At 41.3% G+C, this 19,185-nt stretch carries 11 protein-coding genes and 2 pseudogenes; all 13 read left to right on the plus strand.

Annotation, left to right across the window (positions count from 1 at the left end; all coding sequences use genetic code 11):
• The 13 genes and pseudogenes from murD (at position 1) to carB (ending at position 19,165) form a co-directional block, all read left to right on the plus strand.
• Positions 1 to 1,323: a UDP-N-acetylmuramoyl-L-alanine--D-glutamate ligase gene (gene murD, locus PGX00_RS04565; protein ID WP_272133310.1), complete on the plus strand. Its 1,323-nt coding sequence runs from the start codon at positions 1 to 3 to the stop codon at positions 1,321 to 1,323.
• Between the two features lie 12 nt (positions 1,324 to 1,335).
• Entirely contained in the window at positions 1,336 to 2,538 is a 1,203-nt protein-coding gene (ftsW, locus tag PGX00_RS04570; protein ID WP_272133311.1) for a cell division protein FtsW, read from the plus strand.
• A pseudogene (murG, locus tag PGX00_RS04575) lies at positions 2,525 to 3,588 on the plus strand (undecaprenyldiphospho-muramoylpentapeptide beta-N-acetylglucosaminyltransferase). The gene ftsW and the pseudogene murG overlap by 14 nt, the downstream one beginning before the upstream one ends.
• A 10-nt stretch (positions 3,589 to 3,598) precedes the next feature.
• Positions 3,599 to 5,061: pseudogene (gene murC / locus PGX00_RS04580) on the plus strand (UDP-N-acetylmuramate--L-alanine ligase).
• Between the two features lie 171 nt (positions 5,062 to 5,232).
• Positions 5,233 to 6,012, plus strand: a complete 780-nt coding sequence (locus PGX00_RS04585; RefSeq protein ID WP_272133312.1) for a cell division protein FtsQ/DivIB — start codon at positions 5,233 to 5,235, stop codon at positions 6,010 to 6,012.
• 10 nt (positions 6,013 to 6,022) lie between these two features.
• Entirely contained in the window at positions 6,023 to 7,288 is a 1,266-nt protein-coding gene (gene ftsA, locus PGX00_RS04590; RefSeq protein ID WP_272133313.1) for a cell division protein FtsA, read from the plus strand.
• Positions 7,289 to 7,317: 29 nt separating this feature from the next.
• On the plus strand, positions 7,318 to 8,544 hold the full coding sequence (gene ftsZ, locus PGX00_RS04595; protein ID WP_272133315.1) for a cell division protein FtsZ: 1,227 nt from the start codon (positions 7,318 to 7,320) through the stop codon (positions 8,542 to 8,544).
• A gap of 100 nt (positions 8,545 to 8,644) precedes the next feature.
• Entirely contained in the window at positions 8,645 to 9,562 is a 918-nt protein-coding gene (lpxC, locus tag PGX00_RS04600; RefSeq protein ID WP_272133316.1) for a UDP-3-O-acyl-N-acetylglucosamine deacetylase, read from the plus strand.
• Positions 9,563 to 10,178: 616 nt separating this feature from the next.
• Positions 10,179 to 12,905 (plus strand): preprotein translocase subunit SecA, encoded by a 2,727-nt coding sequence (gene secA, locus PGX00_RS04605; RefSeq protein WP_272133317.1) that lies wholly within the window; start codon positions 10,179 to 10,181, stop codon positions 12,903 to 12,905.
• A 78-nt stretch (positions 12,906 to 12,983) separates the two neighbouring features.
• A complete protein-coding gene (gene mutT / locus PGX00_RS04610; protein ID WP_272133318.1) occupies positions 12,984 to 13,382 on the plus strand; it encodes an 8-oxo-dGTP diphosphatase MutT in 399 nt (132 codons plus the stop codon).
• A 106-nt stretch (positions 13,383 to 13,488) separates the two neighbouring features.
• On the plus strand, positions 13,489 to 14,298 hold the full coding sequence (gene dapB / locus PGX00_RS04615; RefSeq protein ID WP_272133319.1) for a 4-hydroxy-tetrahydrodipicolinate reductase: 810 nt from the start codon (positions 13,489 to 13,491) through the stop codon (positions 14,296 to 14,298).
• A 481-nt stretch (positions 14,299 to 14,779) separates the two neighbouring features.
• The gene (gene carA / locus PGX00_RS04620; protein WP_272133320.1) at positions 14,780 to 15,919 is read left to right on the plus strand and encodes a glutamine-hydrolyzing carbamoyl-phosphate synthase small subunit; all 1,140 of its coding nucleotides are present in this window, start codon (positions 14,780 to 14,782) and stop codon (positions 15,917 to 15,919) included.
• A gap of 15 nt (positions 15,920 to 15,934) precedes the next feature.
• Positions 15,935 to 19,165: a carbamoyl-phosphate synthase large subunit gene (gene carB / locus PGX00_RS04625; protein ID WP_272133321.1), complete on the plus strand. Its 3,231-nt coding sequence runs from the start codon at positions 15,935 to 15,937 to the stop codon at positions 19,163 to 19,165.
• Positions 19,166 to 19,185 lie beyond the last annotated feature (20 nt).

Genomic DNA, 19,185 nt, shown 5'->3' on the forward strand with positions numbered 1-19,185 from the left:
ATGGATCGTTGGAAAGGGATCGAAAATGTCGTTGTTGTAGGGCTCGGTATTACCGGGCTCTCTGTCGTCAAGCATCTTTTGACACTCGACAAAGATATAGAAGTCAGGGTGATTGACACTAGAAACAACCCACCGGGAAAAGAACAACTTGATAGTGATGTTGAGCTACATACTGCAAGTTGGAATACAGACTGGTTATTTGCAGCTGACTTAGTTGTAATAAATCCTGGAGTGGCATTAGCGACACCAGAAGTGCAGCAAGTCATTAAAAAAGGAATACCAGTTGTTGGAGACATCGAGCTGTTTGCTTGGGCTGCAACAGCCCCAGTTATCGCTATAACTGGCTCTAACGGTAAAAGCACGGTCACAGATCTTGCTGGGGCACTTGCTCAGGATAGCGGTGTTAAAGTCGGTGTTGGAGGCAATATTGGTGTGCCAGCACTTGATCTTTTAATAGAGCCTTGTGATTTATACGTTTTAGAATTATCCAGCTTTCAACTTGAAACAACATCTAATTTAAATCTTATTGCTGCTGCATTTCTCAACCTTTCTGAAGATCATATGGATCGCTATGATGGAATGGCTTCTTACAGAGATGCAAAACTGAGAATATTCGCTAATGCAAAGTATCTGGTCGTTAATAAAGACGATAGAGATACCTACCCAGATAATATAGGGTCTAATCAGAGCTTGATTAGTTTTGGTTTAGAATCTGGTCAATTTACAATAGTATCTATTGACGGTGTGGATTGGTTATCGAATGGCGCTCATACTATTTTACCTGTCAGTGATTTGTGCCTGGTTGGAAAACACAATGTAGCGAATGTATTGACCGTTCTTGCTTTGCTTGAGTGTGCCGGTATTGATTATAAAAAAGCGTTACCAACTCTTAAAACTTACAACGGGTTGACACATCGGTGTCAGGTTGTAGCGGATAATCGGAACATTCAATGGGTTAATGATTCAAAAGCAACAAACGTTGCGAGTACATTAGCTGCGCTTTCCGGATTAGATATTTGCGGTACTCTTTATCTTTTAGTCGGTGGTGTTGGAAAAGGAGCCGATTTTTCTGAGCTTGCTCCTGAATTAGCCAAATTGAAGGTTAAACTTTACTGTTACGGTAAGGATGGAGACCAACTGATGCCTTTACATGCATCCGCTACTCGTTGGAATAATATTGATGAGATCATTGAAGCTATTGCTCCGAGTTTAGAAGAAGGCGATATGGTGATGCTTTCCCCTGCTTGTGCAAGTCTGGATCAATATAAAAACTTTATGGCTAGAGGGGATGCGTTTACCCAATTAGCTAAACAATACGCTTAGGATGAGTGATTAGTGTCGAGACTAGGGCAGATCAAAGGAAAATTAGAAAGTTTGGGTAGTTCCAAAGCGCCCGAAGTTTTGTTTGATCGCCAATTAGTTTGGATTTCGCTTTGTTTAATGCTTATTGGCCTGGTCATGGTGACATCTGCGTCATTTCCGATCAGCACGCGCTTAACGGATCAACCTTTCCATTTTATGTTTCGTCACGGCGCATTTCTATGCTTAGCCTTGATCGTTTCGACCATCGTATTACAAATCCCTTTAGCTAAATGGCTTCGATACAGCACCTTGTTGCTTTCTGCTTCGATTGTACTTTTAGTTATCGTTTTAGTTGCAGGCAAGTCCGTTAATGGGGCATCGCGGTGGATACCACTTGGTCTTTTTAATTTACAACCCGCTGAAGTAGCGAAACTTTCACTATTTATTTTTATGGCGGGATACTTCGTTAGAAAGGGAGATGAGGTTAGGCGCACTTTTTTTAGTGGGTTTATGAAGCCTCTTATCATTTTTGGTGTACTGGCCGTTTTATTACTTGGTCAACCTGACCTTGGAACCGTTGTTGTAATGCTCGTTACCTTATTCGCAATGTTGTTTATTGCTGGAGCGAAGTTGTGGCAGTTTATCGCTTTAATGATGGTAGGCATTGCTGGGGTAGTCTTACTGATATTTATCGAACCATATCGAATGCGTCGTGTGACTTCCTTCTGGGACCCATGGGAGGATCCGTTTGGGAGCGGTTACCAATTAACTCAATCTTTAATGGCATTTGGTCGTGGTAACTGGTTTGGCCAAGGTTTAGGTAACTCTGTTCAAAAACTTGAATATCTTCCTGAAGCTCATACCGATTTTGTATTTGCTGTTATCGCGGAAGAATTGGGTTTTATAGGGGTTAGCTTAATCCTTATATTAATTTTTGCTTTGGTGGTCAAAGCCATTTTAATTGGTAAAAAAGCATTAGAAGCTAACGAACAGTTTGGTGGTTACCTTGCTTTTGGTATCGGTGTTTGGTTCGCATTTCAATCCATGGTTAATGTGGGAGCGGCCTCTGGAATTGTCCCAACTAAGGGATTAACGTTGCCGCTAATTAGTTACGGTGGCTCAAGTTTAATCATCATGTCTACAGCGGTATCTATATTATTACGCATTGATCATGAGTGTCGACTAGCTGAACTAGGCATACAAAATAAAGAACATACTGACAATGAAGAAGAATAAACGATTACTTGTTATGGCCGGAGGCACTGGAGGTCATGTATTTCCTGGGTTGGCGGTAGCAAAAAGGTTGCAACAACAAGGTTGGGAGATTCGTTGGCTAGGTACAGCCGATCGAATGGAAGCCGATTTAGTCCCTCAGCATGGTATTGAGATAGATTTCATAAAGGTGAAAGGTCTGCGTGGGCAAGGACTAAGCAAATTAGTTAAAGCACCATTTCAAATATTCAATGCGATAATGCAAGCTAAGCGCCATATAAAAAATTGGCAGCCTGACGTTGTATTAGGTATGGGTGGATACGTTAGTGGCCCAGGCGGAGTCGCTGCTTGGCTTTCTGGTATACCAGTTGTTCTTCATGAACAAAATGCAGTCGCAGGGTTAACGAATCAATGGTTATCTAAGATTGCTAAAAAAGTTTTCCAAGCTTTTCCAGGAGCATTCGAACATGCTGAAGTTGTGGGTAATCCAGTTAGAGAGGATGTAACGCAGATCGCAAGCCCGGAAGAGAGGTTCTTTGAACGCTCGGGACCTGTAAGAGTTTTAGTTATGGGGGGAGTCAAGGGGCTCAAATTCTCAATACTACCCTGCCAAAAGTAATGAAAAAGCTTGGTGGTGAATATACAATTCGCCACCAAGTTGGTAAAAACCACGAAAAAGAAGTTTTACAGGCATATCATGATATGGGTGTTACGGCAGCGGAAGTAACGGAGTTCATTGGTGATGTTGCTAGTGCTTACGCTTGGGCTGATATTATTGTTTGCCGTTCTGGTGCTTTAACTGTTTCTGAAGTTTCTGCAGCGGGTATTGGTGCCGTGTTTGTCCCTTTTATGCATAAAGATAGACAGCAAGCTTTAAATGCTGACCATCTAATTGAATGCGGTGCGGCAAAAATGATAGAGCAACCGGATTTAAGTGTAGATAGCCTAACTCAGTTGATCTCATCATTAGATAGAAACGACCTGGTAGCAATGGCGAAAAACGCAAGGCAAGTAGCAAAGATTGATGCCGACATAGTCGTTGCCAAGGCAATAATAGCCTTAACTGAAAAATGAGAATAACTTAATGACCTTAGATCATACTCAAGACTTATCGAAAATTAGAGCCGTTGTTCCTGAAATGCGCAGAGTGAAATGTATTCATTTCGTTGGCATTGGAGGCGCTGGAATGAGTGGTATTGCAGAAGTTTTACTTAATGAAGGCTACCAAATATCTGGCTCTGATTTGGCAGCTAACCCAGTCACCGAAAGCTTAAGCAGTAAAGGTGCAGATATTTTTTTGGTCATTGTGAAACCAATGTTGAAAAAGCAAGTGTTGTCGTTGTTTCAACAGCAATTAAAAAAGACAACCCTGAGCTTATTGCTGCTAAGAAAATGCGTATTCCAGTTGTACAACGAGCAGAAATGCTTGCTGAACTTATGCGATTTAGACATGGGATTGCGGTTGCAGGAACACATGGGAAAACGACAACGACAGCGCTGGTCACCCAGATATATTTCGAAGCAGGAATGGATCCGACTTTTGTGAACGGTGGGTTAGTAAAAAGTGCTGGTGTTAACGCTCGTCTTGGTTCAAGTCGAATTTTAATTGCAGAAGCAGATGAAAGTGATGCTTCGTTTTTACACCTTCAACCGATGGTCAGCATAGTTACCAATATAGAAGCTGACCATATGGATACTTATGGCGGTGATTTTGAGGTTTTAAAGCGTACATTTATCGATTTTTTACATAATTTACCTTTCTATGGACAGGCGATTGTCTGCATTGATGATCCTGTCGTTAGAGAACTTGTTCCACAAATAAGTCGACAAGTTATCACATACGGTTTTTCTGAAGATGCGGATGTACGCATAAAAAATTATACCCAAGAGGGTCAACAAGGAAAATTCACAGTTATACGTGAGGGGAAAAACCCTTTACATATAACTTTAAATATACCAGGTCGACACAATGCATTAAACGCGTCTGCCGCAATTGCGGTAGCAACAGAAGATGACATTTCTGATCAAGCTATTATGAATGCAATGGTGGGCACGCAAGGAACAGGGCGTCGATTTGAACATTTAGGTGAATTCGACACTGGTAATGGAAGTGTCATGCTGGTTGATGATTACGGACATCACCCAAGTGAAGTTGACGTAACCATCCAAGCCGCTCGCGCTGGATGGAAAGAAAAACGACTGGTAATGATCTTCCAACCTCATCGTTACAGTAGAACTCGAGATCTATATGATGACTTTGCAAATGTACTAGAAAACGTTGATGTGCTAATCATGCTGGATGTTTATTCTGCTGGCGAAAAGCCGATTAACGGTGCAGATAGTAGAGCCTTGTGTAGAACTATTCGCTCCCGTGGGAAAATTGACCCTGTTTTTGTTGCTAATCAAGAGGCATTGCCATCTGTGCTTGCAAATTTAATGCAGGATGGAGATTTAATTTTAACGCAAGGGGCTGGTGATGTAGGTAAGGTTGCTAAGAATCTAGCATCACTAAAGCTAAATGTAGCGGCTATGCAAATCAAGCAGTAGTCTCGTATTTGATTTAAATGCCATATTTAAAAGTGGTTAGATCGAATATTATTCAGCTAAGGGTAGATAGTTTGAGTAGGCTAAGTATAATTTGTCAGTTATATTAAACGCATTATTAAGTTAATTCTATTGACATAGATATCACTTATTAAAGCGAGTGAAATTGAGTGAATGAATAAAGCGGCAGGTGAAGTTGACTATGAGGAGATAAACTCCAAAGGTCAAATAAGTAAAACAAAAAAACATGCTGTAGGTGGCGTGTTCTTGCTGCTAGTCCTTTTTTCGTTAGGATTCTTATTGTATTCAACAGTTAGCTGGATGCTTGATGAACAGCGTCTACCTTTATCGAAGTTAGTGTTGCAAGGTGATCTTGAATACGTTTCTGGTAAAGATATACAGCTAGCGTTACGGCAAGTGGAAAGTATTGGCACGTTTATGTCGCAAGACGTGAATGAGTTGCAACAGGTAATTATTGGTTTACCCTGGGTTGCTCAGGCTTCCATTCGCAAGCAATGGCCCGATTTGGTTAAAATATATTTAGTAGAACATAAGGCGTCTGCTATTTGGAATGGTAATGCATTATTAAATATGTCTGGTGATGTATTTAATGCAGACATTGCAGAGCTGAATGAAGATAAAGTAAAGCTCTATGGCCCAAAAGGCAGTAGTCAGAATGTGTTGAAGACGTGGCAGGAAGTTTCTCCCATGTTTGCTCATTTAGGTCTTAGTATATCGTCACTAGTACTTAATGACCGTTACGCTTGGCAAATTATATTGGATAATGGTATTCGTCTTGAATTAGGCAAAGAGTCATTGATTGAACGAATTGAGCGCTTTACGTCACTTTATTACCGGTTAGGTAACGAGGCACAAAGAGTTAGCTATATCGATCTTCGATATGACACGGGGGCCGCAGTTGGGTGGTTCTCAGAAAACGAATTAGAAGAGTAAGAGAAATTAAATGACTAAAAATGCAGACGATAACATTATTGTTGGTCTTGATATTGGCACTGCAAGCGTATCTGCATTGGTTGGTGAATTGCTACCTGACGGTCAGGTTAATATCATAGGCGCTGGGAATAGTCCTTCTCGTGGAATGGATAAAGGCGGTGTCAATGATCTTGAGTCCGTTGTCAAATCAGTACAACGAGCAGTCGATCAAGCTGAGTTGATGGCTGAATGTAAGATCAGCAGTGTGTTTATTTCTCTTTCTGGCAAACATATTGCCAGTCGAATCGAAAAAGGCATGGGGACCATTGCAGATGAAGAGGTCTCTCAAGATGATATGGATAGAGCAATCCATACAGCAAAGTCGATAAAAATTGGAGAAGAACAGCGAATTTTGCATGTTATTCCTCAAGAGTTTACGATTGACTATCAAGAAGGGATAAAAAATCCACTGGGTTTGTCCGGTGTTCGCATGGAAGTCAGCGTTCATTTAATTACTTGCCACAATGATATGGCAAGAAATATCATAAAGGCAGTTGAAAGATGTAACTTGAAAGTTGATCAGCTGGTTTTTTCTGGCTTGGCATCAAGTAATGCGGTCATTACTGAAGACGAAAGAGAGCTAGGCGTCTGTGTGGTTGATATTGGAGCTGGTACTATGGATGTTTCCATATGGACTGGTGGTGCACTAAGACACACTGAAGTTTTTTCTTATGCGGGAAATTCGGTAACGAGTGATATAGCGTTTGCTTTTGGTACGCCAGTTGGAGATGCAGAAGAGATCAAAGTAAAATATGGCTGCGCATTAAGCGAATTAGTCAGTAAAGATGATACGGTCAATGTTCCAAGTGTTGGTGGTAGACCGTCAAGAATATTGAAACGTCAGGAACTATCTGGCGTAATCGAAGCCCGTTATGCAGAGTTAATGGGCTTCATCAACCAGTCTGTCAATACCGTCCAGGCTCAGTTGCGAGAGGATGGAATTAAGCACCACCTTGCGGCTGGTGTTGTATTAACTGGCGGTGCTTCTCAAATGGAAGGTCTGGTTGAATGTGCTGAACGAATATTTGGCGCAAACCGAGTTAGAGTAGGTAAGCCCTTAGAAGTTAGCGGGCTTACAGACTATGTTAAAGAGCCGTATCATTCTACGGCTGTGGGATTACTTCATTATGCAAAAGATAGTCAACTAAATGACGATGGTGAATATAGTGAACCAAAACGTTCCTCATTTACCTCTATTTTTAGTAGAATGCGTAATTGGATACAAAAAGAGTTTTAACCTGAGAGCAGGAAAAACGGAGATAACACATGTTTGAGCCGATGATGGAAATGTCTGACGATGCAGTAATAAAGGTCGTTGGTGTTGGTGGTGGTGGCGGTAACGCATTAGAACATATGGTTCGAGAATCCATCGAAGGTGTGGAGTTTATTAGTGTAAATACTGATGCCCAAGCCTTACGCAAAGCTAGTGTGAGTAGTGTTATCCAAATTGGTGGTGATATTACTAAAGGACTAGGAGCGGGGGCTAACCCTCAGGTTGGTCGCGATTCAGCCATCGAAGATAAAGAAAAACTTAAAGAAGTGCTTAGCGGTGCCGATATGGTATTTATCGCTGCTGGTATGGGTGGTGGTACGGGTACAGGTGCAGCTCCAGTTATTGCTGAAGTTGCAAAGGAACTAAACATCCTAACTGTTGCCGTAGTAACTAAGCCATTTGGTTTCGAAGGTAAAAAGCGTCTTGCTTTCGCTGAGCAAGGTATTGAAGAGCTTTCTAAACATGTTGACTCTTTAATAACAATACCGAATGAAAAATTACTTAAAGTATATGGTAGAAGTGTAACGTTATTAGAAGCGTTTGGTTACGCTAACGATGTACTAAAAAATGCAGTACAAGGTATTGCAGAACTAATCACACGCCCTGGTATGATTAACGTGGATTTCGCAGATGTAAGAACGGTTATGTCTGAAATGGGTCACGCTATGATGGGTAGTGGCGTAGCGAGTGGTGAAGAACGAGCAGAAGAAGCGGCAGAAGCCGCAATATCTTCTCCTCTTCTAGAAGATATTGATTTGGCTGGCGCTCGTGGCGTGCTCGTTAATATTACTGCTGGGTTAGACATGCGCTTGGATGAGTTTGAAACTGTGGGTAACACAGTTAAAGCATTCGCATCTGATAATGCAACGGTAGTGATTGGTACTTCTCTTGATCCTGATATGACGGAAGAGTTCAGAGTTACCGTTGTTGCAACTGGTATTGGTGCAGAGAAGAAACCTGAAATTACTTTGGTTGCAGGATCTGCTGCAAAACCGAAACCAGCTGTAGCAGCAACGCCGGTTTCACAACCGGTCGCAGCGAAAGTGGAAGAAAAAACGGCACAGCCTTTGCATAAAAAAGAAGAGGTAAAGCCGCAGTCAACAGTACCGTCAAATAATGGTCAGGTGCAAGGCAGTTCAAGCCAAAGTACCGCGCCAAAGGCGGAAAAAGAAAGTGGCTATTTGGATATACCAGCATTTCTTCGTCGCCAAGCTGACTAAGAAATAGGCATGAATTTGACAGAAGTCTTATTTATGATAATATCCGCGGTCAGTTTCATTACTGACCGTGATAAATAACACTAATTTAGAGGCAAGGTAGATGATCAGACAACGTACTCTTAAAGAGATCGTAAAAACGACCGGAGTTGGTTTACACTCTGGGCGTAAAGTTACGCTTACCTTGCGTCCAGCTGCTGCGAATACTGGTGTTATCTATCGCCGTACCGATCTAAACCCGGCAGTTGATTTTCCTGCCGACCCTGCTTCAGTTCGTGACACTATGCTCTGTACTGCTCTTGTTAACGATGAAGGAGTGCGCATCTCCACTGTAGAGCATTTAAATGCTGCATTAGCTGGTATGGGCATCGATAATGTTATTATTGAAGTCGATGCACCTGAAATTCCTATTATGGATGGCAGTGCAAGTCCTTTTGTTTATCTGTTGCAATCCGCTGGTATTGAAACATTAAATGCACCAAAAAGGTTCATACGCATTAAAAAACCAGTGCGTTTTACCGATGGTGACAAATGGGCAGAGCTTGTTCCTTATGACGGTTTCCGTATGGATTTCGAAATTGAGTTTGAACATCCAGCCATTGATGCTGATGAGCAGCGCCTATTGTTTGATTTTTCTACTAGTGCATTTATTAAAGATATTTCGCGTGCTCGTACTTTCGGCTTTATGCGTGATATCGAGTATTTGCAGTCGCAAAATTTGTGTTTAGGTGGTAGCTTTGACTGTGCAATAGTGTTGGATGAATACCGAATTCTGAATGAAGAAGGCCTTCGTTTTGAGAATGAGTTTGTAACTCATAAAGTTCTTGATGCTATTGGTGATCTCTACATGTGTGGCCATAGTATTGTTGGCGAACTTCGTGCTTATAAATCTGGTCACGCTTTAAACAACCAATTGCTTCGCGCAGTACTCGCTGATCAAGAAGCGTGGGAATGGGCTACGTTTGAAGAAGAAGTCGGCTCTCCTGTCGCATTTGTAGAGCCAAGTATGGTACTCGCATAGAAAACGCATTTATTTGTTTCGAAAAAACCAGATGTTAAGTCTGGTTTTTTTATGTCTCGAATTTACTGAGTGATTTTATGTAATAGAAACCTAAGTAAGATTGCTTTCAATATAAAATAATCCCCCAGACTGCTCAAGACCTCCCAGCGCTAAGCGTACAAATTTTTTTGACCGATTTACAGAATTGAATTCATTTTTAACACAGAATTAATGTACTTGGGTATACCTGTGATGGGCAATAAAAATTAAGGCAAAGACTCTTTAACGAGACAATAATTGCCGGGTGGCAATCGTTGGTTATCTTAATTTTCATATTTGATGATCTATCGCATTCGCGTTGATATGAAAGTTTAAGTACACTTGTTCGCTTAATAACCATCAAGGCGTTAAAAAGTCAACCTTGGTCAAATTAATTTGAATGCTAATGGAATAATAAAATTTATCCCTTAGAATGTTAGGATCTTTTAAAACAAAACTTGAATTTCATTCGGGTTGCCACAATATCTTTTCATACGATATTGTTTCAGTTTTCTTGTTTTAAATAAGACTCATCGGTTTAAACGAGACTAAAAGCATAGAAAAGGCTTAAAGCCAAACAACATGAGATAAGCAAAAAATGATAAGTAAGCTACTGACGAAAGTTGTTGGCAGTCGTAATGATCGGACTCTGCGTCGATTACGAAAGATTGTAAAACAAATAAATAATTTTGAACCAGAATTTGAAGCGTATTCAGATGAAGAGCTACAAGCAAAAACCGTTGAATTCCGTGAGCGCTTAGAAAAAGGTGAATCACTAGATCAGCTATTACCAGAAGCTTTTGCAACCGTTCGCGAAGCTTCGAAACGTGTTTTTGGTATGCGTCATTTCGATGTTCAGCTTATTGGTGGTATGGTTCTAAACGCAGGGCAGATTGCTGAAATGCGTACTGGTGAAGGTAAGACTCTTACTGCAACCCTATCTGCCTATTTGAATGCGTTACCTGGAAAAGGCGTTCATATCGTAACAGTGAACGATTACCTTGCAAGTCGCGATGCAGAAACAAATAGAGCGCTATTTGAATTTTTAGGGATGACCGTTGGTGTCAACATCCCGAATATGGCTCCACCAGAAAAACAACAAGCTTATCAGTGCGATATTCTTTATGGCACAAACAATGAATTCGGTTTTGATTATCTTCGAGATAATATGGCGTTTCGTAAGGAAGACCGCGTACAAAGAGAACGTTACTTTGCGGTTGTGGATGAAGTTGACTCCATCCTTATTGATGAAGCCCGTACTCCGTTAATCATTTCTGGTCCTGCTGAAGATAGCTCCGAGCTTTATACCAAAATTAACACCCTAATTCCTTCTCTTCAATTGCAAGATCAAGAAGATACAGAAGAGTACCGAGGGGACGGCCACTATACGCTGGACGAAAAATCTAAGCAGGTCCATCTGACCGAAACCGGTCAAGAGTTTGTTGAAGAGCTACTTGTAAAAAATGAAATGATGGAAGAGGGGGATACCCTTTATTCTCCTACAAACATTAGCTTACTTCACCATGTCAATGCCGCTCTTCGTGCTCACGTTCTATTTGAAAGAGACGTTGACTACATTGTGAAGGACGATGAAGTTATCATTGTTGATGAACATACTGGTCGTACAATGCCTGGTCGTCGTTGGTCAGAAGGCTTACATCAAGCAGTTGAAGCTAAAGAAGGCGTTAAGATTCAGAATGAAAACCAAACGTTAGCTTCTATTACATTCCAGAACTTTTTCCGTTTATACGAAAAATTGTCAGGGATGACAGGTACTGCGGATACAGAAGCGTTTGAATTCCAGTCCATATATAATCTTGAAACAGTTGTTATCCCAACCAATCAGCCAATGGTTCGTGATGATATGCCTGATGTGGTATACCGTACAGAAGTAGAAAAATTTGCTGCTATCATTGAAGATATCAAAGAACGAGTCAAGAAAGGGCAACCTATACTTGTTGGTACGGTTTCAATTGAGAAATCAGAGCTACTATCTAACGCGCTTAAAAAATCCAAAATTAAACATAACGTTTTAAACGCTAAGTTCCACGAGCAAGAGGCCGATATTGTTGCGTTTGCGGGGGCTCCTGAAGCGGTTACTATTGCGACCAATATGGCTGGTCGTGGTACTGATATCGTATTGGGTGGTAGCTGGCAAGCGGAAATAAATAAATTAGAAAACCCGAGCGAAGAGGAAATTCAAAAAATCAAAGAAAACTGGAAGCTAGAGCATGACAAAGTGCTTGCCTCTGGTGGTCTACACATAATTGGTACCGAGCGGCATGAGTCTCGCCGTATCGATAACCAGTTACGTGGTCGTTCTGGTCGTCAAGGTGATGCAGGTTCTTCACGCTTTTATCTTTCAATGGAAGATTCATTGCTTCGTATATTTACGTCTGATCGTATGGCAGGCTTGATACAAAGTGGTATGGACGAAGGTGAAGCGATCGAAAGTCGCATGCTTTCTCGTTCCATCGAAAAAGCTCAGCGTAAAGTTGAAGGTCGTAACTTTGATATACGTAAACAGCTACTAGACTATGATGATGTAGCGAACGACCAACGTAAAGTTGTTTACGAATTACGTGATGAGCTCATGGAAGTAGACGACATTAGTGAGATGATTGATCACAATCGTCAAGACGTATTTGAATCAGTAATGAACGAATATATACCACATCAATCTCTCGAAGATATGTGGAATATCGAAGGGCTACAAGAACGACTTAAAAATGATTTTGATCTGGATCTACCTATTCAAACTTGGTTAGATGAAGATGACAAACTATACGAAGAAGCGCTTCGTGAGCGTATTTTAGATACCGCGGTAGAAGTATATAAATCGAAAGAAGAGACCGTTGGTGCCCAAGTTCTCCGTAATTTTGAGAAGTCTGTTATGTTGCAGACTCTTGATAACCTCTGGAAAGAACATCTTGCAGCGATGGATCATCTTCGACAAGGTATTCACTTACGTGGCTATGCTCAGAAAAACCCTAAGCAAGAATACAAGCGCGAGTCTTTTGAATTATTTGAAAACTTACTCGATATGCTTAAAGTTGATGTGATCATGATATTAAGCAAAGTACGGGTACAACAGCAAGAAGAAGTTGAGCGTATGGAAGAACAGCGTCAAGCCCAAGCTGAAGAAGCGGCTCGTCGCCAACAGTTCGAACATCAATCAGCAGAAAATCAATTAGCTGATGAATCAGAAAGTTCTGATAACGGACAACAACCAATGGTACGTGAAGAACGTAAAGTTGGTCGAAATGAGCCTTGTCCGTGCGGTTCTGGTAAGAAATATAAACAATGCCATGGTAAAATAGGCTAAGTTTATTGAGTGTAAAAAGGTCGCTATGAGCGGCCTTTTTTATGTTTAAAATAGCTTAATTAAATATAAGAGTTAACGATGAATCGACTACACATAGTCGCCGCAATTATCTTAAGCCCAAATAAAAAAGAAATTTTTATTACTAAACGTCATAAAGATGCCCATAAAGGTGGTTACTGGGAGTTTCCCGGAGGTAAAGTTGAGTTAAATGAAACTACAGAACAGGCAATGATCAGGGAGTTGTTTGAAGAGATAGGGATTGAAGTGACGGATTTGTTCCATTTTGAACATCTTGAATACGATTATCCCGAAAAGTCGTTAAAGTTTGATTTCTTTGCGGTTACAGCATTTAGAAACGCCCCCTATGGTAAAGAAGGACAGAAAGGTGAGTGGGTAAGTATCAAGTCATTAAAGGATTATACTTTTCCTGAGGCTAATATACCTATTTTAGAAAAAGTAATGAGTTTATACGTCTAAATAGGGGAGTGAGTTTCGGCCTTAAAAATCTATATTTAAGATACCTTGAAGCAATTAGCCATTTCAGTTAAATTGGTTTTCCCTCAAATGTACGGAGATATACGCAATGGTTCGAATTGCGATTGCAGGAGCAGCGGGTCGAATGGGCCGCAACTTAGTGAAAGCTACCCAACATAACTCAAACTCATTAGTCGGAGCTGCATCCGAGAGACCAGAGTCATCACTTGTCGGTGTTGATGTAGGTGAGCTATGTGGTGAAGGACATTTAGATATTTCCCTTGTAGATAATCTTGAAAAATCCATATCTAATTTTGATGTAATTGTCGACTTTACCGTACCTAAAAGTACATTGCTTAACATAGAGCTTTGTAAGCAGCATGGTAAAAAGATAGTTATTGGTACGACTGGTTTTACTGAACAAGAAAAAGAGATTATTGCTGAAGCCGCTAAACATATACCAATTATAATGGCTCCGAATTACAGTGTTGGCGTAAATTTAGTATTCAAGCTATTAGAAAAAGCGGCCAAAGTAATGGGTGACTATTGTGATGTGGAAATTGTAGAAGCACATCATCGTTTTAAGGTTGATGCGCCATCTGGTACCGCAATTGGTATGGGTGAAGCGATTGCAGGGGCGATGGGGAATGAACTAAACGATGTCGCAGTTTATGCTCGTGAGGGAATAACTGGCGAGAGAACCAAAGATGAAATTGGTTTTGCGACTATTCGAGCTGGCGATATTATTGGTGAACACACAGCGATGTTTGCGGATATGGGTGAGCGAGTTGAAATTACGCATAAAGCGACTGACCGAATGACTTTTGCTAACGGTGCTGTAAAAGCGGCTATTTGGTTGAATGAAAAGCAACCTGGCTTTTATACAATGACCGATGTGCTCGGCCTGAATGAGCTTTAATAACATATTTATGCGCTAGTAATTGTAGGCGCAACTTGAATGACCTTATTATCACCTAGTTTAAGGGTGGCGAGTTTATCGCCACTTTTCCTATCTTTTGTTTCCTTTATTGCCTCTTTGTCGTAATTAATGCTATCTGCAACTAAAAATGACACTTAAGTTGATGACGTTAACGTTTGCTCATTAAGTTAAGTGTTTTTCTTGTGAAATTAGAGCTGATTTAGCCTGTTTAGACGGTAGTATGTATATATTTGCATTCAAACATACACTTAAGTTGTTTTTTTAAGGCTTATAAGCTGTTTTTGTCTTATGAGCTTAAAAAAAGGCAGAATCTATTAGGGTCTTTTGTTGACACATATCACGCTGATCTCTAGAATACCGCCAATTTGTCTAAATTCCATAATGCTGTTGTAATCAGCGTAAAGGAAGGTAGAATTGCAAATTAATACATAATTTATGCATTTTTATTCTGGAGGTTGTCTTGAGTAAGTCAGCAATGCTCGTCCTAGAAGATGGGACAGTTTTTAACGGGGTTTCCATTGGGGCAGAAGGTTCTGCAGTCGGAGAAGTCGTTTTTAATACCTCGATGACGGGGTATCAAGAAATCCTCACTGATCCTTCCTATTCTCAACAAATCGTTACTTTAACTTATCCGCACATTGGCAACACTGGTACAAATTCCGAAGATGAAGAATCTTCTTCAATTCATGCGCAAGGCCTTGTTATTCGTGACCTCCCTCTTATTGCTTCTAATTTTCGTAGTGAGCAGACTTTGTCTGACTATTTGAAATCACAGAACATTGTAGGCATTGCGGACATAGATACGAGAAAGTTAACCCGGATTTTGCGAGAAAAAGGTGCACAAAATGGCTGTATCGTCGCCGGAAATAACCTTGATGAATCACTCGCATTGGCAAAAGCAAAAGAGTTTCCAGGCCTTAAAGGTATGGACCTTGCCAAAAAAGTAACGACCAAAGAGTCTTTTTCTTGGAAACAAGGTTCTTGGGAATTGGTAGGGGGTTTACCTGAAGCAAAAAAAGACAGTGAGCTCCCATATCATGTTGTGGCATACGATTTTGGCGCGAAAAGAAATATATTAAGAATGCTAGTAGATAGAGGCTGTCGTTTAACAGTTGTACCTGCACAGACTCCTGCGGAAGATGTGTTAGCAATGAATCCAGATGGTGTGTTCTTATCCAATGGACCAGGTGATCCAGAGCCTTGTACTTACGCGATAGAAGCAACGAAGGTTTTTCTCGATAAAGGCTTACCTATTTTTGGTATCTGTTTAGGGCATCAAATACTTGCATTAGCATCGGGTGCACAGACCAAGAAAATGAAGTTTGGTCACCATGGTGCTAACCATCCCGTTAAAGATTTGCAAAGAGATGTAGTTATGATTACTTCTCAAAACCATGGTTTTGCGGCTGATGAGGCGACTCTACCTGAAAACTTAAGAGCAACACATGTTTCGCTTTTTGACGGTTCTCTACAGGGAATACATCGTACGGATAAGCCTGCATTTAGCTTCCAAGGTCACCCAGAAGCAAGCCCCGGTCCAACTGATGCCGCACCATTGTTTGACCACTTTATTGAACTTATTAAAAAGCACAGCGCATAATCGGAGTCGAAAAGAATGCCAAAACGTAATGACATTAAAAGTGTTCTAATCCTGGGTGCTGGCCCGATAGTTATCGGTCAGGCGTGCGAATTTGATTACTCTGGTGCTCAAGCATGTAAAGCACTAAGAGAAGAGGGCTATCGAGTTATTCTGGTGAACTCGAACCCAGCAACAATAATGACAGACCCAGATATGGCTGATGCTACCTATATAGAGCCGATTCATTGGGAAGTTGTTCGCAACATTATTGAGAAAGAACGTCCAGATGCTGTGTTGCCTACGATGGGTGGTCAGACAGCACTTAATTGTGCATTAGATTTAGAGAAATACGGAGTTCTAGCAGAATTCGGCGTTGAGATGATTGGTGCAACCGCAGACGCTATAGACAAAGCTGAAGACCGTTCTCGTTTTGATAAGGCGATGAAATCTATTGGGCTAGAATGTCCCAAAGCCGATACAGCTAAGACGATGGAAGAAGCCTATCGAGTACTCGATATGGTTGGCTTTCCGTGTATTATTCGCCCTTCATTTACTATGGGTGGAAGCGGTGGTGGTATTGCTTATAACAAAGAAGAATTTGAAGATATTTGTCGCCGAGGCTTAGATTTATCCCCAACGAACGAGCTTTTAATTGATGAATCATTGATTGGTTGGAAAGAGTACGAGACTGAAGTTGTTAGAGATAAAAATGACAACTGTATTATTGTTTGTACGATTGAAAACTTCGATCCACTCGGTATTCATACTGGTGATTCCATTACGGTAGCGCCAGCTCAAACATTAACGGATAAAGAGTATCAGTTAATGCGAAACGCCTCTTTAGCGGTTTTGCGTGAAATTGGCGTGGAAACAGGTGGTTCAAACGTTCAGTTTGGTATCAATCCTAAAGATGGCCGTATGGTTATCATCGAGATGAATCCTCGTGTATCTCGTTCTTCGGCCCTTGCCTCTAAAGCAACAGGTTTCCCTATTGCAAAAGTAGCCGCTAAGCTTGCTATCGGCTATACGCTTGACGAATTGATGAATGACATCACTGGTGGTGCAACTCCTGCCTCCTTTGAACCAACGATCGACTATGTAGTTACTAAGATTCCTCGATTTAACTTTGAGAAATTTGCTGGTGCAAATGACCGTCTAACGACTCAAATGAAGTCGGTTGGTGAGGTAATGGCAATAGGCCGTAACCAACAAGAGTCTTTGCAAAAAGCACTTCGTGGACTGGAAGTTGGTGTTAATGGCCTAGATGAAATGGTTGACCTTGATGCTCCTGATGCATTGACAACTATTCGTCATGAATTAAAAGAAGCTGGTTGCGACCGCATTTGGTATATCGCAGATGCATTCCGTGCTGGTCTGTCTGTTGATGGCGTACACAACCTAACCGCGATTGACCGTTGGTTCTTAGTTCAGATTGAAGAATTAGTTAAAATTGAAGAGAAGATTAAAGCTGGCGGGTTTGCAGGGCTGAATAAAGATCTACTACGAGCAGTGAAACGTAAAGGCTTTGCTGATGCGCGTTTATCTTCTCTATTGGGTGTAGCGGAAAGCGAAATTCGTCGCCTACGAGATCAATTCGATATCCATCCGGTCTATAAGCGTGTAGATACCTGTGCAGCAGAATTCTCGTCAGATACCGCGTATATGTACTCTTCTTATGATGAAGAGTGTGAAGCTCAGCCAACGGATAATGAAAAAATCATGGTCATTGGTGGCGGACCCAACCGTATCGGTCAAGGTATCGAGTTTGACTACTGTTGTGTACACGCGTCACTTGCTCTGAGAGAAGATGGTTATGAGACCATTATGGTCAACTGTAACCCTGAAACAGTTTCAACAGACTACGATACATCGGATAGGCTTTATTTCGAGCCAATCACGTTAGAAGATGTACTTTCTATTGTTCGTGTTGAAAAGCCGAAGGGTGTTATTGTTCAATATGGTGGTCAAACACCACTTAAACTAGCACGCGCACTAGAAGCAGCAGGTGTGCCGATTATTGGTACAAGCCCTGATGCAATTGACCGAGCAGAAGACCGTGAGCGTTTCCAAGCGGCTGTTGACCGTCTAGGGCTTAAGCAGCCAGAAAACGCAACAGTGACAGCAATGGAACATGCTGTTGAAAAATCGAAAGAAATTGGTTTTCCACTCGTTGTTCGTCCATCGTATGTATTAGGTGGTCGTGCAATGGAAATCGTTTATGACGAAGCAGACTTAAGACGTTACTTTAACGAAGCTGTTAGTGTTTCTAATGAATCTCCAGTTCTGTTAGACCGTTTCTTAGATGATGCTGTTGAAGTTGATGTTGATGCTATCTGTGATGGTGAGCGCGTTGTAATTGGCGGTATTATGGAACATATCGAACAAGCTGGGGTTCACTCCGGTGACTCTGCATGTTCACTGCCAGCGTACACACTTAGCCAAGAAATCCAAGACGTAATGCGCGAGCAAGTTGAAAAACTGGCGTTTGAATTAGGTGTTCGTGGCTTAATGAATACTCAATTCGCTGTGAAAGATAACGAAGTTTATCTTATTGAGGTTAACCCTCGAGCAGCGCGTACTGTTCCATTTGTATCGAAAGCGACAGGAGCTCCGCTTGCAAAAATTGCCGCTCGCGTTATGGCTGGTCAATCGCTTGAGTCTCAAGGGTTTACTAAAGAAATTATCCCACCATATTATTCCGTTAAAGAAGTGGTATTACCGTTTGATAAGTTCCCAGGCGTTGATCCTCTACTTGGTCCTGAGATGCGCTCTACCGGTGAAGTGATGGGTGTTGGTGCCTCTTTTGCTGAAGCTTTTGCAAAAGCAGAGCTCGGTTGTGGTAAAGAATACCCTGAAGGTGGGCGTGCTTTACTATCTGTGCGTAATGATGATAAACAACGTGTCGTTGATCTGGCTTCTAAGTTGACTAAATTGGGTTATCAATTAGATGCAACTCATGGTACTGCTGTTATTCTTGGTGAAGCAGGAATTAATCCTCGCTTGGTTAATAAAGTGCATGAAGGTCGCCCTCATATTCTTGATAGAATCAAGAACAATGAATACACCTACATTATAAATACGGCAGCAGGTCGTCAAGCAATTGAAGACTCAAAAGTTTTACGTCGTGGCGCTTTACAAGAAAAAGTAAACTACACAACTACGCTTAATGCTGCTTTTGCAACATGTATGGCGCACACAGAAGATGACCGTAAAATCGTTACTTCCGTGCAAGAGTTGCATGCAAAAATCAAAGAGAGTCTGGCGTAATCGATTTTTTGAATTTGTTT

This window comes from Vibrio algarum (genome assembly GCF_028204155.1).
GTDB classification, from domain to species: domain Bacteria; phylum Pseudomonadota; class Gammaproteobacteria; order Enterobacterales; family Vibrionaceae; genus Vibrio; species Vibrio algarum.